Source organism: Lyngbya sp. CCY1209 (assembly GCF_035615495.1).
GTDB lineage: Bacteria > Cyanobacteriota > Cyanobacteriia > Cyanobacteriales > Microcoleaceae > Limnospira.
Genome location: NZ_JAJENU010000572.1, coordinates 1 through 17618, shown reverse-complemented (window position 1 = coordinate 17618; position 17618 = coordinate 1). Strand labels below are relative to the sequence as shown.

Below are 17618 nucleotides of genomic sequence, written 5' to 3'. Positions count from 1 at the left end.
CCCTCAATCCCCCTTGAAAAGGGGGACTTGGATAGACTCGATCCCCCTCAATCCCCCTTGAAAAGGGGGACTTTGATGATTTTTTCTATACAATGACGATAAGAATTTGATAGAATTTTAATTGAGATGTATTGAAATTGGATATTCACTCTTTCCCCACACCCCAAACCCCAAACCCCACACCCCAATTATGATTGCCGTTCAACCAACTTCAAAACCTTTGCTGGGTGCATCCTTGCCGGAACTCACCGACTGGGTACAGCAGCAGGGACAGCCCGCCTATCGGGGCAAACAACTGTATCAGTGGATTTATCAGAAAGGGGCGAAATCCCTGGGAGAAATTACCGTATTTCCGAAGCAGTGGCGATCGCAACTCGAAGACGTTTCCATCGGGCGATCGACCATCCACTATCGCGCCGTTGCTTCCGACGGGACGGTTAAATACCTGTTGAAATTGGCGGATGGACAAATTATTGAAACCGTGGGAATTCCGACCCGCGATCGCCTTACGGTTTGCGTTTCTTCCCAGGTGGGTTGTCCGATGGCCTGCGACTTTTGCGCCACCGGGAAGGGGGGGTTTATCCGCAATTTGGAAACCCATGAAATTGTCGATCAGGTGTTGACGGTTCAGGAGGATTTCGATCGCCGGGTGAGTCATATCGTCTTCATGGGGATGGGGGAACCGCTGCTGAATGCGGAAAATGCGATCGCGGCGATTATCTGTCTGAATCGAGATGTGGGGATCGGACAGCGGATGATCACCCTTTCCACCGTGGGAATTCCGGGCCGCATCCGCAAATTAGCCGAACGTCAACTTCAAATTACCCTCGCCGTCAGTTTGCACGCCTCCAACCAGTCATTGCGGGAACAGTTGATTCCCAGTGCGAAAGCCTATTCTTTGGAAGCGTTATTATCCGAATGCCGGGACTATGTGAAAGCGACGGGGCGGCGGGTGAGTTTCGAGTACGTTTTATTGTCGGGTGTGAATGATTTACCCACCCACGCGATCGAATTGGCAAACCATTTGCGGGGATTTCAAAATCACGTTAATTTAATTCCTTACAATCCCATCAACGAGGTGGATTATCAGCGACCGAGTCCCCAACAAATTCAGACCTTTGTGGATGAGTTAGAACAGCGAAAAATAGCCGTGAGCGTCCGCTATTCCCGGGGTTTGGATGCGGATGCGGCCTGCGGGCAGTTGCGGGCGTCGAAATTGGAAAGTTAGCCAATTTTTCTCCTTCCCGTCACTTTTGAGTCATCATCAAAGCTTAGATTGATGTCACATCGACATTTTGGAGGCTCGAACCCATGAAACGAATTTGGACAACCGGCATCGGCAAAAACCCAGTCATGGGGGCGACGATCGCGATCGCCCTCGCTGTGGCGGGTGCCCACTCCGTCGCCCTGAGTCAGGGCAGAGGTGGCGGCCAGTTGTCCGGTATGGTGGATCGGGTGTGGGAAGACGGATTTGACCTGCAAACGGAAAACCGGCGGGTGAGGGTGGATTCCTGGGACATCTGCGGCGACAATACCCCCCGTCACATTTCGACCGGCGATCGCGTCACCGTGACCGGAGAATTTGAGGGTGGCGAATTCGATGCCTTCGTTATTGCAGATGGGGAAGGTAAAGAAGTCTGCGTCGCCGAAATGAGGACGCGGGATTAAACTGCAAATATGCCCATCAAATCGCCAGTTTTGTCTGGCGATTTGGGGTGAGAAAAATATCCGATTCAGATGATTGGATCTGGTAGGGACGGTTCCCTTGCCCGCCCCAACGAGGGAATTGATTCCCCAGGGGTCTGGATATTAAACCCGTTTTCATCTCAATACCCAAAAGTTGAGTTTGCCCTCGCACTTCCCCCAGACCCATCCCAGGGAAGTTACCTTAAATTTTAATATATAAAGTTTCAGCCCGTCCCCCCGGTATCGTCGCCGGACTGAATCGACTCCGCGACACGATTTCCCCCGGAGCGACTCCAGTCTCTTTCTAAAGTCAGATGAAAGATTTCAGTTTTTCATAAAATATAGGAACAGAATATAAGATCCGGCGATCGCGATCGCCGATTCGACATCCAATAAAAAAACTTGAGAGCTGAACAGGAGTCAAAATTTATGGCCTTAGTTTTAGAACAAATCAACACCGAAGGACTGGCGCAGCTTTCCTATATCGTCGGAGATGATACGGCGGGGGTTGCCGCCGTCATCGACCCGCGCCGGGACGTGGATATCTACTTGCAAATGGCGCGATCGCTCGGCGTGGGAATTACCCACATTTTGGAAACTCACATTCACGCAGATTTTGTCTCCGGTTCCCGGGAACTTCAAGCCCGGACTGGGGCACCGATTTACGGCGGAAAAAGTGATGATTATCAGTTCGATATCCGGCCTCTCACAGAGGGAGACGAATTGAAAATTGGTAAAGTTACCCTCCGTGTTGTACACAGTCCCGGACATACGCCGGAACATATTTGTCTGTTAATTCATGATACCAAACAGGGCGAAGAACCCTTTGGAATACTGACGGGAGACACGCTATTTAATTTGGATGTCGGACGGCCGGATTTGTTGGGTTCGGGGACGGAGGAAAAGTTGGCGAAGCAACTGTATCATACATTATTTGATAAATTGCTGCCGTTGGGCGATCGCATCGAAGTTTACCCCTGCCACGGTGCGGGTTCCTCCTGCGGTAAATCCATCGGCGATCGCAAACAGAGTACCATCGGCAACGAGCGGGTTTTTAGCGATGCCTTTAAAGAGCGATCGGAATCGGAATTTGTCGATTGGATTTTGGGGGATATGCCGGAAGCGCCCAGCCACTATTCGCGCTTGAAAAAAGTCAACGCGAAAGGGGCGTCTATTAAAGGTTGCGTGCCGACATTGCAGCCTCTTTCACCCCAAGAATTTCAAGACAAAATGGGGGATGAAAATACTTTTGTGATTGATACGCGATCGATTCTAGCCTTCGGTGGCGGACACATTCCCGGCGCGATTAATATCGCCCTGGAGTCTTCTTTTCCAAGTTGGGTGGGTTGGATGATCGACCCCGAAAAAACGCTGCTGTTGGTCATCGAAAGCGATCGGGATTTGTGCCTGGTAGCCGAACAATTGTTCCGCGTTGGTTACGATAATTTGGCGGGTTATCTCCACGACGGGATGAAGAGTTGGCAGGTGGCGGGGCTACCCTTGCAGCACCTCGGAGAGTGGAGCGTACACGAGTTGAACGAATACAAAGAAGACTCGTCGCTGACGGTTTTGGACGTGCGGACGGACAAAGAATATGAAAGCGGCCGCATTCCCAATTCCCAACATATTTACGTCCCCCACCTGGAAGAAAATTTGGATCAGCTCGACAAAAATCAAACATTTGCCACCTACTGCGGCAGCGGATATCGAGCCTCTATCGCCGCCAGTTTGCTGCAAAAGCACGGGTTTGAAAATGTCATCAATATTCCCGGTTCCTGGAGTGCCTGGAAGAGTGCCGATTTGCCCGCGCAAAAACCGGCATGAATCTATTGAGATAAACCTTAAAATGGGCGGATTATATCCAGGGCATTTTTCAAAATCTCCCGGTCGAAGGGGGATTTTGAATTGACGAATCGCAACCTCGGTATCGGGTTTTCCCCTCCCCCGGGGAATCAAAATTGCAAGAAAACTGCCCGTTTCTATGATATATTCGTGGATGACCGTGATGCCTTCAGTCCCCCGAACCGGGGATGTCAGTTGACAGCAAACTTAATTTTTTCTGGGTATAAAAAAAATGGAAACTCAACAATACGAGTTCGATCAATCCCAAAATGAGCTGATTGCGGACTTGGCTAAAAAAATGAGCTTTGTCGGCTACTTCCTCATCGTCATAGGAATCCTGGGTATCATATCGGGAATTATCGCATTATTTAACTCTCCATCTGTCAGTGCCAATTACTTTATTAACGGCATCGTCAATACCATCTTCGGTGTCTGGCTGAATAAAGCGGCTTCCTCTTTCAAGCAAATTGTCGAGACTCGGGGCAATGATATCGTCAACCTCATGGGTGCTCTCGGGGAACTCAGGAAGTTATTCGGGCTGATTTACTGGCTGTTAATTATCGCCCTGATATTCCTCGCGATCGGGCTTTTAGTGGGCATTGTATTGGGTATCATGGCTGGTGGTGCCGGCTAAAAATGGCAAATTTTAAAGCTTCGCGATCGCCCGCCACATCCAATTAAGAATATCGGATTAAACGGTTGTTTCCGGCGGCAGATCTAAGGGCGTGACGAATAAATTCAGGGCGTAATCCGTTTCTCCCTCAACCTGGGAAACTCGGATAAAATAAGTCCCCGTTTCCAAAACGTCGATGTCGATGCTTTCTGCCGCCAAACCGAAATTATTGGAGGAGGCGAAAATTTCCGTAGCCTCGATCGCCTGATTTTGATTGAAGTCTTGAATCAGTTCCACTTCCACATCCGCCTGCAAGCCGTTCAAAAATAAACTGAACTGGCTGGCAAAATTGGGAATCACGAACTCGTAAATATCCACCGAATCGGCATCGCCAACGGACTCCACAACCGTCCGACTTCCCAGCAGCGTATCCAGGGCGATCGCACCGCCGAGATCCTCTGCCGGTCCCGGGGGAATTCCCAACCGTCCGACTTCCAAACCGAAGCGATAGTAATGTTCAAATAAACTGCCGATGATTTCCTCTTCTACCCCCAAAACTGCGTCCGGGTTCCGCGATCGGTAAAATTCGGTATCGAACAAGGGGCCGGGATCTAATCCTTCAAATTGTCCGGCTTTTAAAAAATGTTCAAATGGGGTGACTATCCCCTGAACAACTGCGGTGGCAATGAACGGATGTTGTTCCACATAAAAAATTGGGTCAAAGAAGGGGTTCGGCGTGCGGTTTTCAAACTGTCCGAAATTGACAAAGTGGGCGGCAGCGGTAGTCGTCCCCGCTGCCACTTCTGCCCCGACATCGGAGTTCACCGACAGATAATAGGCCGTGTCGAATAGGGGATTCGGAGCGCGTCCCTCGAACTGTCCATATTGTCCGAAATGCTCGAAAGCGTTGGCGAAAGTTCCGTCCGCGATCGCATCTTCAATTCCCTGATTTTGGGACAGATAAAATTCTTCGTCAAACAGGGTTTCTAAGGTCAACATAGGCGTTTGATGCGTCAATTTTATCGAAAAAAAAAGTCCCCTAAATTGTTGGTGCGCTTCTCGGGCATTTTCGGGCTCAGACCCAAACAACAATGAAGGTTTGACTGTGCCAAAATTGCGATCGGTCCGTTTCCGCCGCCAGAACGCCCGCCACCGACCGTAAAATAGACTCGACGCTCAACGCGCGATCGCAAATCGCCCCGAATCAATCATGGCCTCCATTGCCCGGAAAAACCTCATCGAAGATATCCCCCGCTTCCTCGCCGCCCAGGCCGGAATCATGTTCGCCGTCAGTCTGGTGACGATTCAAAACGGAATTCTCAACGGATTCGTCCGTTCCTCGTCCCTGTTAATTGACAACTCCTCGGCGGATATTTGGATCACCTCCAAAGACATGGTACACCTCAACCTCACCATGCCGATGGCCCTGGAACAACTCAACCAGGCGCGGGACGTTCCGGGGGTTCAACGGGCCGAACCCCTGATTTTCCAAGGTGCCCGCTGGCGCGATCCCACCGACCAAATTCAGGCCATCAACCTCGTCGGTTCCGATCCGGACGGGAAACTGTTTGCCCCCTGGAATATCATCGAGGGGGACCGGCAGGCCCTCAAAGAACCCTACGGCGTCATGGTGGACGAGAGCAATTTGGAGTCCCTGCGGGTGAACGGCATCGGCGATAAAGTCACGATTTCCGGCCTCGAAGCCCGCATCGTCGGACTCACCCGGGGCACCCAACCCATCGTCAACAGCGTTTTCGTGTTCACCTCCCTGAAAAATGCCAACGCCTACGCCAGCGTCCCCCTGCAAACCCGCACCCGCTGCACGTTGGAAAATGGGGATCTCAACTGTATCAACATTTTTGACGATTCGAGCGATCGCTCCGAGGAAGGCGTGGTGTCCGCCGCCCCCAAACCCCTCACCCTCGCCGATCCGATCCACTACATCCTCGTCAAAGCCGAACCGGGCCAGGATCTCCAGGCACTCAAAACCCAACTCGAAGCCACCCTCCCCGGCATCACCGCCTACACCCGGGAGGAACTCGCCAAAAAAATTCAAGACTTCTGGCAAAAACGCACCGGAGTCGGCTTCGTCCTCAGCCTGGGGGCGGTGGTGGGCATTTTTGTGGGCATGATTGTCGTCGCCCAAATTCTCTACGCCTCCGTCGCCGACCATATCAAGGAATTCGGCACCCTCAAGGCGATGGGCGCCCCCGACCGGGTTCTATATAGCGTCATTTTAGAACAGGCGTTTTGGATGGCGATCCTCGGCTACGTCCCCGGCATCGCCCTCTGTTTCGGCGTCGCCTCCTGGGCATCGGCTACCCAGGGCATTTTGATCCTGATCACCCCCGTTTCCACCGTGGGTGTCTTTTTTCTCACCCTCGTTATGTGTGGGGGTTCGGCGTTTTTCGCCATCCAGAAAGTCACCCGGGTCGATCCCGCGATCGTTTTCAAAGCGTAAGCGATCGCACTGGCTCAGAATTTCAGAGTCGGTCATAATCAAAGGAGAATGCTCCTCCCCCGGCTTTCAACGCCACCCACGTCAGAGAGAGGCTCATCAATGATAGGTTCCAATTTGAACTGGACGGACTTAGCGAAAGGCAAAAGCCAGATTCCAGACCGCAACCCGAATCCCCAATCCGTTGCCATTTGGGGTTGCGGTGTGGAAATGGTCTATCAATCCGGACGGCAAAGTTTCCAAGTCCTCAAAGGTATTGACTTGCAGGTTCGTCAGGGTGACGTGCAACTGCTGATGGGGCCGAGTGGTTCGGGAAAAACCACCCTCCTCTCTATTCTCGCCGGACTCCTGACACCTACCCAGGGACGGGTGATATTGTTAGGGGAAGAAATTACGAAAATGTCCCGCGCAAAATTGGCACGGTTTCGCCTCCACAACATCGGTTTTATTTTTCAGGGGTTCAACTTATTTCCGGCTTTGACAGCCCAGGAAAATGTGGAAGTCGCCCTCAATATCAAGAATGTCCGGGGGCGGACGGCGCGGCAGGAAGCCCAACTTCGCCTCGAACAAGTGGGTTTGGGCGACAAGGGAAATTCCCTGCCCCGGGACTTGTCGGGGGGTCAAAAACAGCGGGTTGCGATCGCCCGGGCTCTGGCGGGAAATCCCCAATTAATTATGGCCGATGAACCGACGGCGGCGCTGGATTCCACCAGCGGACACGCGGTGATCGATTTGCTGCGAAAATTGGCGAAGGAGGAGGGAGCGACGGTGTTGATGGTGACGCACGACCCCCGGATTATCGACGTCGCCGATCGCATTCTCGACCTCGAAGACGGGAAAATAAAACAATGATGAATACTCCATTAGCGGTCAATTTTGAAGACGTGAAAGCGGCGGCGGCACGCCTGCGCGGAAACATTAACACAACTCCTGTTTTGACTTCGACGACGGCGAACCGGCGGACGGGGGCGCAGGTGTTTTTCAAGTGCGAAAATTTTCAACGCACCGGATCGTTTAAATTTCGCGGGGCGTTCAATGCCTTATCCTCCCTATCTCCGGAGGAAAAAAAGCGGGGAGTCTTCACCTATTCTTCCGGAAATCACGCCCAGGCGATCGCCCGTGCGGGTCAAATGTTGGGCATTCCCACCACAATTATTATGCCCGATAATGCACCGATTGTCAAACGGGAGGCGACGGCGGGTTACGGGGCGGAAATTGTTTTATATCAACCCTCAGAAACCGTTCGGGAAGACTACTGCCGCCAACGGGCAGAAGAACGGGGCGGCACAATTATCCCACCCTACAATCACCCCCATATTATAGCAGGTCAAGGAACCACCGCCCTAGAGTTAATTGAAACGGCGGGAAAATTAGATCTATTACTGGTTTGTTGCGGGGGAGGCGGCTTGCTTTCCGGTTGCGCGATCGCCGCCCGCGAGTTATCACCAAATTGCCGAATTATTGGAGTCGAACCGGAACAGGCGGACGATGCCACCCGCTCATTTTACACCAAAACCCTGCACAAAATCAACAATCCCGACACCATCGCCGACGGCGCGAGAACCCCCTATTTGGGAAGTCTCACCTTTCCGATTATTTTAGCAAAAGTCGATGAGATGGTGACAGTTTCCGAGGATGCGATCGCGCGGGCGATGTTCTTCCTGTGGGAACGGTTAAAAATCGTGGTGGAACCCACCGGCGCGTTAGCGACAGCGGCATTATTGGATGGTGTTGTCAAAGCCGAAAATCGTCGAGTCGGGGTAATTATCAGTGGTGGAAATGTGGATTTAAAAGGTGCGATCGCACTTTTTGAAAAGTGTTGAAACCGCTTGGGAATCAATTCCAGAGGGCGCAAGCCTTGCGCCCCTACAAGCAAAAATTATCTAAAGATGATTGATATAGCGGTTTCCGATCCGATGAGATACGGAAGATCCCCCTAAATCCCCCTTAAAAAGGGGGACTTTGAATTGGCGAGTGTGCCTCATTGAATTAAAAATTGCTGTATCACATCCGGTTAAATACTTGGAAATATAACTCCCCCCTTATTAAGGGGGGCTGGGGGGGATCGAACTCCCCCCTTATTAAGGGGGGCTGGGGGGGATCGAACTCCCCCCTTATTAAGGGGGGTTGGGGGGGATCGAACTCCCCCCTTATTAAGGGGGGTTGGGGGGGATCTGCGGTTGTCGGGTAAATCACCAGATCGGATATTAATACTTCAAATAAAAACCCCGAATCAAAGCAATAAAATCATCCGTATAAATATGCCGTTCCCGTTCAATCGTCAAAGAAATATCTTCAGCTATTTTTGGCGACATTCCCAATTCCATCACAATTCGCTTAACCGGATGCTTCGGTGTCGGTTGAATCAATAACCGCCGATCACAGAAAAACCCCAATTGTTCCGCTTTTTCCTGAAACCGAATCGCCTCCGATGTCGGATAAATAACCGCCAATTTTCCCGTCGGATTTAATAACGTTTTGGCGGCGGATAATAAATCAGACTGAGACAGAAAATCCCCGTGTCTGGCGAGCGATCGCGCTTTTTTTGGCGCTTTGTAAGCATTGTCAAAAAAGGGCGGATTGGAGACAATCAGATCGTATCGTTCGGGGGAGGCGATCGCATAATCCTGAATTGAAATATTATACAACTTAACTCGCGCTTCCCAAGGCGATCGCGCCACATTTTCACAGGCTTGGGTGTGGGAGTCGCGATCGATTTCCACCGCGTCAATTTGGGCTGTTGAACGCTGTGCCAACATCAGGGCAATCAATCCCGTCCCCGTCCCGACATCCAAAATTTTATCCGCAGATTTTATATCCGTCCACCCCCCCAAAATAACGCCATCGGTTCCCACCTTCATGGCGCACCGATCCTGAAAAATGGTAAACTGTTTGAAACGAAACTGATCTCCTCCCATAACTGATATAATAACGCCCCCGTTGTTGGGCTTGAACCCTTCAGAGGCGCTAAAGCGCAACAACAATTGATCTTCAATTAACGCCTCAAAATCAAACTGCCCGGAGTCACTTTTTTAATCCAGTCCGTTATCAAAATTTGATCGCGATCGCACCTCTCCACCCCCTCGCCACTCAAGTTTTTAAAAACCACCGTTTCAGGAATTTCGACTGTTTTTCCCGTCGGAATCACAATTTTATCAATTTCGGAAATATGGAACGGACGCAGGGTTTGAAACACCACATATTTGCCACTTTCCCCCGCCAACGCCTCCGCCACGCAAAACTCATCCCGATATCGGGCAATTTTCGATTTTGACTTCATTCTGGGGAAAATAGATGTCGTCCGGTTGGCATTAAAAAAGGGCGATCGCGCTTCAACGGGCCAATTTTTTTTCAACATTACTGGATCTTCCGATATTTGCCGACAGATGCGATCGACATCCACCGCCACATCGCCGTTATTTCCCAAATGCCGCAAATCCAGCCGCAGGGTGTGCAAACCCGCATTTTTTAATCCATCAAGTTGATCTAAAATAAACCAATCTTTATCCAAAAATAGAAACGTGCCGTGGGGCGTTTCCAGGGTGGGAAGGGGACGATTTCCGCTTTCTTCCGTTCGGGCAGTCGTTTCGATAAACTGCCGATTTTCCCCCTCGGATACAATGGAAGAAAGAAGCGATCGCGGCGAGTAAAATAACAGAATCCGCCCCACCCCCAACACCTCACAGGGGACGGGCAGTTTTTGGCAATATTCGATTAATTGATGTTCCGGAAGTTCCGTTGACAAAATCAGGCGTTCCAGGGAACCGGCAAACAGTTCGCACCATCCCATCAACGCCTCAAAATTGTGATTTCCAGTTTCTAAAATCAACTGAATCGGCAAGTTTGGATAGTGAATTGTCAGCCATTCCGCCGCACCCGGATCACAAACCCGAATTGCCGCAAATTGTCCGATATTCCAGTCCGAGATGCGATCGCAAATTTCCGCCATCAACCGTTCCGGCATCAGAATATCCCAAACCAAAACCGGACGCAACCCCCACTTTTTCGCCGCTTCAGAAAGCGATCGCACCTCCGCCACCGTCAACTGTCCCCGTCTGGCGAGAAGCGTCGGTTCCAACAACACCTCCTTCAAATTCGGACACACCCGACACCGTTCCAAATCCCCCACCGAACCGACAAACGTATTAAATCGCATTAACCCTCTGTGCCCTCTGTGTCTCTGTGGTTTAATTTTTTGAGTCTTTTTCAGTCATCATATCTTTCTAATTTTCATAGATTTAACCCGACTGGTTTCGATTTAGATTTCGACCAGGTTTTTTTCAATATTGGACGGAGATAATCTCACCAAATTCAGCTTGTCTACTGAATTTAATGCTTCTGCTTTTGGAACACAAACCACCCCATCTTTCCGCATAAAATCAACGCGATCGCCCTTCACCGAAAAGAGGCGATCGATCCGATACCGGATCGGCTTTCCACGAGGCACAATAAATTCCACTTCATCCCCCACGGATAACGGTTCCACCAACCGCAATGCGATCGCCTCCCCAGTCGTTTCCAAAACCACCCCCAAATAGTCGTGAGTTCCGGTATTATTTCCCGCAAACTGCTGAAAAACCGACCCCTCCCCCGCCGGACTTTCCAAGGAACCGGAAAAATAATCGCGGTGGGGAATTGATTCCAATTCCGAGGCAATTTCCCGCAACAATTCCGGCGTCAATTCCCCCGTCGCACAGGCATCGATCGCCCGCCGGTAAGCCTTGCACGTCATCGCCACATAAAACGACGATTTCATCCGCCCTTCAATTTTCAGCGAACAAATGTGATGCTTGAAAAAATCTCCAACCTGATCAATTCCCCACAAATCTTTCGAGGACATGAACGAAACCGGAGATGATGTCGAATCCAACTGGTAGGGGAGGCGACAGGATTGAATGCAGCCACCCCGGTTGGAATCCCGCCCCGCCGTATAGTTGGAAATGGTACAATGTCCCGAAAATGCCATGCACATGGCACCGTGAATAAACATCTCTATTTCTAGGGGCGGTTTGTCGGGATTTTCTGCTGCAAATTTCCGCCGCATTTCCCCGGCTTCTGCGATGCCAACTTCCCGGCCCAAAATCAGGCGATCGACCCCGAACCGCCTCCACAGTCGGGCGGCGTATCCGTTCAGACAGGAAGCCTGAGTCGATAGGTGAATCTTCAAATTAGAACAGTTTTTAATTGTCCGCATCACCCCCAAATCGGAGACGATGACGGCATCCACGTCGATCCGTTCCAAGAATTTACAGTAATCGCAAAATCCGGTAAAATCTTCATCGTGAAGAAAGGCATTTAACGTGATGTAAACCTTCGCCCCGCGTCGGTGGGCGAACTCTACCCCCCGTTCCAATTCTGCCTCGCTAAAATTGTCCGCCCTTGCCCGCAAGCCGTAATTTTTTCCGCCCAAATAAACGGCATCCGCGCCGTAGGTGAGGGCGACTTGCAGGCGTTCCAAATTTTTAGCCGGGGCCAACAGTTCCGGTTTCCACATAATGAAAAATCAACTAACTTTCGGTGTCCGATGGGGCTGACAAAGCCTCCTGAGCCGATCGCCCGTCTCCCTGAAATCCAAAGTACCACAACGCCGCCGCAGCCTCCGCCCGAGTCACCGCTTTTTTGGGCTGAAAAAGGGTTGTAAACCCGTACACCCGGCGAATATTGGCGTTATCTCCGTTGTCAAAATCAGCCAAAACTGCCCGCAACGCTTTGCTGTCAATTTTAGCGGCATCCTGAAATCCCCACCGTTCTTGAACCGCGTCAACCGTCGCTTTTGGCAACACCTGGCGGGTATCCAACGGGACTTTCCACAATACCATATCTTCCCGGGTTAAAGGGGCATCCGGGCGGAACTGAACGGCCGTGCTGTCCCCCGACAAAGAACTGGGAATTAACCCCGCTTCCGCGAGTCCTTGAATTTCGCCGAAATTCGGATGGCTGGTGGGAACGTCGCTGAATGCGGGGTCGTCGCTGGGAACGCCGAGGCGGATTTGTTTGGCGGGATTGTTGGCATAAATTTTGTTATTCGCCCGAACGAGACTCCTCGCATATTCACCCCTCGTAATGGCTTGGTTTGGACTCGGAAAGTCCGATTCAAAGATTCCCAATTTGGCGATATCCTTGGCAAACTTTTGTAATTCCTGGGGGATTTCTCCCGTGGAATCGGGGGTATTGGTGGGGGTGGGAGTTGGCGAAGGAGAGGGCGAAGGAGAGGGCGAAGGGGAAGGACTGGCAGCCACCGGCGGCGATTCCGAATCGGAGGGTTTGGGTAAGGGAGAGGGCGACTCGGTGGGTTTGGGGACGGATGCGAGATTTTTCGGATCGCGGGAATAGTCGATCGCGAACTGAGTTTCCCCACTCGATTGTCCGTCCGGTTGCAGATCGATCGTCACTTTCAAATCATCCCGAGTTGCCACCAAAGATCCCTCGCCCTCCGTTTCGGTGCGGGTGACAATTTCCCAGTTGTCGGATTGAAACTTATTTTGATAGTAGGTTTGGACTAAATTGATCGGATCGGCAGTCGTCCACACCGTCTCCGTCTCGGCGCGATCGCTCGCCGAGAGGGTGACATCTTCCAAACTCGAACCCGGATAAATCGCAATTTCCTGGGGAAAATCGTCCGGCAATTTTACGAAATCGTCCGGCGGGGTGGGCAAATCACCGGATTGTCCGAAAGGAGGATTTTCTGCGAGTTGGGGATCGGCTTGTAACGACCCTTCCAAGGTGTCGCCGATGGGACTGTTGGCGCAACTTCCCAGCAAAGCGACGAGACAAATAGCCGTAAGAACTTGGATCGAATGTTTCACAGTCGGATGAGTTTCATTTATTTTATTTTGACATATCACCCAATTTTTGCGCGAACAAACTTCATGCCGGCACACTCACCGGAACCCCGTTTTCTTTGGTCGTCAGTCCCAAAATAAAGGGGACGGCCTTTTTTACCCACTCGTCAATCGGCGTGTACGCCGCAGCCTCACCTCCGAAGCAAGTTTCCAACATATCGGTGTGAATAATTCCCGGACTCATGGGGATCGCCGCCAATCCCGGCGGGAGCTCCTGGGCGAGGGATCGGGTCAGCCCTTCGATCGCCCATTTGGAAGCACAATAGGGCGCCACTTCCGGAGACGTCGATCGCCCCCAACCGGAACTGAGATTGATAATAATACCGCTGCCCCGTTCAATCATCGCCGGCACCCCATGGCGGATCACATTTGCCACCCCTTTTATATTGACATCGATCAGCGTATCGAACTCTTCCTGGGAAACCTCCCACAGGGGAGCGAGATGGTTCACCAACGCGGCATTATTGATAACTATATCAGGCGCACCGTGAGTTTTTAAAAACTCTGTAACCCAACTTTTAACAGCCACATTTTCGGCGACATCCAGGGATGTAAAATCGTGGGGTTTGCCATATTTGTTTTGCAAATTTGCGATCGCCTCTTCCGACCGCGCACAGCCGATGACCGTGTGTCCCCAATCGATAAAATTTTCCGTCAAGGCGCGACCCAGACCGCGACTCACCCCGGTAATAACGATTGTCTTGCCCATCTATCTGTCTCCATTAAGTTAACTTTAGTAGCACAGGCATCTTGCCTGTGATAACAAGCTAGAAGCTGATTTTACGCGGTTATCGCAAGGTTTTGAGGACTTCCACCAACTGCCGGATTTGATCCAGTTGATGGGTCGCCATCAGGGAAATGCGGATGCGGCTGGTGTTGACCGTCGGCGGGCGGATGGCGGGGGCGAAAATTCCCCGTTCCTGGAGTTTATTTCCCACCTGTAATGCCGTCGCCGCATCTTGGACAAAATAGCAGAAAATCGGAGAATCAGAATCGCCAATTTGTTCCGCGCGATCGCCCAACAATTCCTTGAGAAAAGCCACATTTTCCCACAGTTTAGCGCGCCGTTCCGGTTCCTCCCGGACAATATTAATTGCCGCCAACGCCGCCGCCGTATCCGCCGGAGTCAACCCCGTCGTATAAATCCAACTGGGGGCGCGGTTTCGCAGGAAATCGATCGCCTCCGCACTCGCCGCCACATAGCCCCCCAAACTGCCCAACGCCTTGCTGAGGGTCCCCATCTGCAACAGCGGAGTCCCCGTCAGCCCGAAATATTCCACGCACCCGGCGCCCGTCTCCCCAAACACCCCCGTGGCGTGGGCTTCGTCTACCAGCAGCATACACTCGAACGCCACCGCCAGTGCCGCGAGTCGGGGCAGGGGGCAGAGATCCCCGTCCATGCTAAACAGGGTGTCCGTGAGAATCAGGGCGCGGCGGTATCGGCTGCGATGCCCGTCCAGCAGGGTTTTCAGGTGGTCGATGTCCCCGTGGCGGTAGTCGAGCACCGCCGCCGAGCTGAGTTTGGCCCCCATTTTCAGGCTGGAGTGGTTGTACTCGTCCGAGAGGATCAGATCCCGGCCGCCGACGATCGCCGAAATTGTGCCGATATTCGCCAAATAGCCCGAACTGAACGCGATCGCGTCCTCGGTCCCTTTCAGATCCGCGATCGCCAATTCCAGTTGGCGGTGAAGTTCCCGATGCCCCGTCAGCAGGCGCGATCCGGTGCTTCCCGTCCCCAATTCTCGGGTGGCGGCGACGGCAGCTTCCACCAGGCGATCGTCCCCCGCCAGTCCCAAATAGTCATTGCTGGCGAAATTCAGCATTTTTCGCCCGTTTATGGTAATAATCGGCCCCGGACGCCCCGCGATCGCCTTGACGGAACGATACCAATTCGCCCGGTGGATCGTGTCGAGCGATCGGCCCATCCAAGAATAAGCGTCTTTTTTCATTAGAATCGATCGTCAATCTACTTCGGAATTAGGATCGTCCAATTCGGCACTATTTCCCCGCACCGAAGGCAACCTTTCTACCAACCCCATATCAAACGCAATATCCGGCAACTCTCCAACCATATATTGACCCGCTTCAAAAACACGGTTGGGGGTAAAACACGTCTGCCTCAGTTGGACGACTTCCGTCTGGTCAAACATTCCTCTAAACATTTTACGTTCCAATCCCATTTTACCGCCTCCCAATCCATTCAATTAATCATTTAAAATTTTAATCTAAAATCTTAACCTGTGGGGGCAGGCCTCTGTGCCTGCCCACTTCAGAAATCAGCGCTCAATTATTTTACCACAGTGGGGACAAATCAGCGGTTTTTTCGGCTGTTTTTGAGCCTTCCGAGCCTCGATTACCTCTGTAAAACCCGAGGCAATAATCCCCGCCGGAAGCGCAAAAATTCCGATCCCCAATATCGCCACGATCGCCCCCAAAAGCCGCCCCATCGGCGTAATCGGATAAACGTCCCCATAGCCAACCGTCGTTAGCGTCACCACCCCCCACCACATCGCCGCCGGAATATTGGGAAACTGTTCCGGTTGGGCATCGTGTTCCAAAATATAGATCAAACTTCCGGAAAAAAACAGTAACAGTAACACCACGCCAAATGTGATCACAAGTTCTTCTTTTCTGGCTTTCAGAACTTCTCCGATCATCTGTAACGATTTCACATATCGCGTCAATTTAAAAAATTGAAAAAATTTGATCAGACGAAAGGCGCGTGCCGGCCTCATGTCGGGGGTTAAAATGGGCAAATAAAAGGGAAAAAAAGCCAGCAAATCGATCAGCGCCAAGGGGGTCAGCATATACCGAATTCTCCCCCACAACGGATGTTGGTAGCGGACATCGATCGTGCAAGCCCACACCCTCAAGATATATTCGATAGTAAATACAAAAATTGAGAAATATTCAAAGGTTCTGAATAGTCCAAAATACCGTTGATTCAAGCTTTCGACCGTCTCCAAACAGACCGCGACTACATTCAGCAGGATCAAGGCGATAATAAAATAATCACAAATGCGGGCGATCGCATCGTTGAAATTCCAAATTTCTAAAATCAGAAAAATTCGTTTTTTAAATTTGTCAATCATGGCGATCGCGGGGGGGAGAATTGATGGTTTTTTGTTCAAAACAATACTCACCGAATCAAATCCCCTCTATTTTAACCCAAATCTCTCAGTTTACACCCGCCCCCGCAAAGCCTCCAACTCTTCCCGAATTGACGGGGGCTGATATCCCAAAGCAAAGGCTTTTGAACTGTCGAGGGACGTATCGGGAGAACGGGGGGCGATGACATCCACATCCCCTTGTCGGCAAGGAGTGATATTTTCGGCCGGAAAGTCAAATACTTCCGCCATCAATTTCCCGAACTTATAACGAGAAATCCGCTCTTTTCCGCCCAAATGTAACCGCCCCTCAACCCGCTTTTCAACCGCCAACAGCAACCCCCTCGCGGCCGTCGTCCCGCTGACCGTCGTCCGGAATTCATCCACAAATAAATTCAACGTTTTTCCGGCTTTTAAGTTGTTTATAAAACCCTGAATAAAACTCTCGGCGTGGGGTGAAGCCATGCCGAACATCAGCGGCATCCGACAGATGGCAGTTTTGGGATATCGCATCAACATCCCCCGTTCCGCCTCGACTTTTTGTTCCCCGTAAATATTGATCGGACAGACGCGATCGCTTTCTCGATAGGGCGGGTTTAAACCGTCGAATACCAAATCAGTCGATGTAAACGCGCAGGGAATATCAGCATCCGCACACAAACTGGCGACATTCAAAGAAGCCGTGACATTAATCAAATAAGATTCCTGGGGATTTTGCTGGCAAAAATTGGGTTTCGAGTGCGCCGCCGCATGGATGACCGCATCCGGTTCGACATCCTGAAACAGGCGCTTTAAATCGGCAAAATTGGTGATATCTGTTTTAATAAAAGTGATGCCGGTAAAGCCGACTTCCTTGGAATTGTAGGTTCCGTAAACGTCCCATTTCGGTTGGGCAACCTGGCAGACATTCCAACCCAAGAAACCGCTCGCCCCCGTGACCAACAGTTTTTTCATCGTCCTGCACTCCCATCGCGTTTTTAGCTACAGTAACACAGGTGGGGAGGAAGAAACCGGGTTTCTATGACAGTTGTTTGTGGGGATGAGAGATCTTGGTAGAAACCCGGTTTCTA

The 17618-nt window shown here is 51.3% G+C and carries 17 protein-coding genes; 7 read left to right on the top strand and 10 right to left on the bottom strand.

What is annotated here, in order from left to right:
- Nucleotides 1–190 precede the first annotated feature (190 nt).
- From rlmN to LKE08_RS20140, 4 genes are all read left to right on the top strand, one after another.
- On the top strand, nucleotides 191–1228 hold the full coding sequence (gene rlmN / locus LKE08_RS20155; RefSeq protein ID WP_324706047.1) for a 23S rRNA (adenine(2503)-C(2))-methyltransferase RlmN: 1038 nt from the start codon (nucleotides 191–193) through the stop codon (nucleotides 1226–1228).
- Between the two features lie 83 nt (nucleotides 1229–1311).
- Nucleotides 1312–1668: a hypothetical protein gene (locus LKE08_RS20150; protein ID WP_324706046.1), complete on the top strand. Its 357-nt coding sequence runs from the start codon at nucleotides 1312–1314 to the stop codon at nucleotides 1666–1668.
- Between the two features lie 447 nt (nucleotides 1669–2115).
- Nucleotides 2116–3510 (top strand): MBL fold metallo-hydrolase, encoded by a 1395-nt coding sequence (locus tag LKE08_RS20145; protein WP_324706045.1) that lies wholly within the window; start codon nucleotides 2116–2118, stop codon nucleotides 3508–3510.
- Nucleotides 3511–3760: 250 nt separating this feature from the next.
- Nucleotides 3761–4162 (top strand): hypothetical protein, encoded by a 402-nt coding sequence (locus tag LKE08_RS20140; RefSeq protein WP_324706044.1) that lies wholly within the window; start codon nucleotides 3761–3763, stop codon nucleotides 4160–4162.
- A gap of 57 nt (nucleotides 4163–4219) precedes the next feature.
- Here the strand turns inward: LKE08_RS20140 and LKE08_RS20135 are convergent, their stop codons facing one another.
- On the bottom strand, nucleotides 4220–5140 hold the full coding sequence (locus LKE08_RS20135; RefSeq protein WP_324706043.1) for a PPC domain-containing protein: 921 nt from the start codon (nucleotides 5138–5140) through the stop codon (nucleotides 4220–4222).
- Nucleotides 5141–5351: 211 nt separating this feature from the next.
- On the opposite strand from LKE08_RS20135, the gene LKE08_RS20130 reads away from it, so the two are divergent.
- From LKE08_RS20130 to LKE08_RS20120, 3 genes are all read left to right on the top strand, one after another.
- On the top strand, nucleotides 5352–6602 hold the full coding sequence (locus tag LKE08_RS20130; protein ID WP_324706042.1) for an ABC transporter permease: 1251 nt from the start codon (nucleotides 5352–5354) through the stop codon (nucleotides 6600–6602).
- 99 nt (nucleotides 6603–6701) lie between these two features.
- Nucleotides 6702–7451: an ABC transporter ATP-binding protein gene (locus LKE08_RS20125; protein WP_324706041.1), complete on the top strand. Its 750-nt coding sequence runs from the start codon at nucleotides 6702–6704 to the stop codon at nucleotides 7449–7451.
- On the top strand, nucleotides 7451–8422 hold the full coding sequence (locus LKE08_RS20120) for a threo-3-hydroxy-L-aspartate ammonia-lyase (protein ID WP_324706048.1): 972 nt from the start codon (nucleotides 7451–7453) through the stop codon (nucleotides 8420–8422). Before LKE08_RS20125 ends, LKE08_RS20120 begins: the two co-directional genes overlap by 1 nt.
- A gap of 384 nt (nucleotides 8423–8806) precedes the next feature.
- Here the strand turns inward: LKE08_RS20120 and LKE08_RS20115 are convergent, their stop codons facing one another.
- From LKE08_RS20115 to LKE08_RS20075, 9 genes are all read right to left on the bottom strand, one after another.
- A complete protein-coding gene (locus LKE08_RS20115; RefSeq protein ID WP_324706040.1) occupies nucleotides 8807–9460 on the bottom strand; it encodes a methyltransferase in 654 nt (217 codons plus the stop codon).
- Between the two features lie 134 nt (nucleotides 9461–9594).
- Nucleotides 9595–10755 carry a U32 family peptidase gene (locus LKE08_RS20110; protein WP_324706039.1) on the bottom strand — a complete coding sequence of 387 codons (1161 nt, stop codon included), beginning with the start codon at nucleotides 10753–10755 and terminating at the stop codon, nucleotides 9595–9597.
- Between the two features lie 102 nt (nucleotides 10756–10857).
- Nucleotides 10858–12093 carry a U32 family peptidase gene (locus LKE08_RS20105; protein ID WP_324706038.1) on the bottom strand — a complete coding sequence of 412 codons (1236 nt, stop codon included), beginning with the start codon at nucleotides 12091–12093 and terminating at the stop codon, nucleotides 10858–10860.
- 13 nt (nucleotides 12094–12106) lie between these two features.
- Nucleotides 12107–13405 (bottom strand): S-layer homology domain-containing protein, encoded by a 1299-nt coding sequence (locus LKE08_RS20100; protein ID WP_324706037.1) that lies wholly within the window; start codon nucleotides 13403–13405, stop codon nucleotides 12107–12109.
- Nucleotides 13406–13466: 61 nt separating this feature from the next.
- Nucleotides 13467–14150 (bottom strand): SDR family NAD(P)-dependent oxidoreductase, encoded by a 684-nt coding sequence (locus LKE08_RS20095; RefSeq protein ID WP_324706036.1) that lies wholly within the window; start codon nucleotides 14148–14150, stop codon nucleotides 13467–13469.
- Nucleotides 14151–14229: 79 nt separating this feature from the next.
- Nucleotides 14230–15390: an 8-amino-7-oxononanoate synthase gene (gene bioF, locus LKE08_RS20090; protein WP_324706035.1), complete on the bottom strand. Its 1161-nt coding sequence runs from the start codon at nucleotides 15388–15390 to the stop codon at nucleotides 14230–14232.
- A 12-nt stretch (nucleotides 15391–15402) separates the two neighbouring features.
- Nucleotides 15403–15621, bottom strand: a complete 219-nt coding sequence (locus tag LKE08_RS20085; protein WP_324706034.1) for a hypothetical protein — start codon at nucleotides 15619–15621, stop codon at nucleotides 15403–15405.
- 96 nt (nucleotides 15622–15717) lie between these two features.
- Nucleotides 15718–16572, bottom strand: a complete 855-nt coding sequence (locus tag LKE08_RS20080) for an ion transporter (protein ID WP_324706033.1) — start codon at nucleotides 16570–16572, stop codon at nucleotides 15718–15720.
- A gap of 51 nt (nucleotides 16573–16623) precedes the next feature.
- Nucleotides 16624–17502, bottom strand: a complete 879-nt coding sequence (locus LKE08_RS20075; RefSeq protein ID WP_324706032.1) for an NAD(P)-dependent oxidoreductase — start codon at nucleotides 17500–17502, stop codon at nucleotides 16624–16626.
- Between the last annotated feature and the right edge of the window lie 116 nt (nucleotides 17503–17618).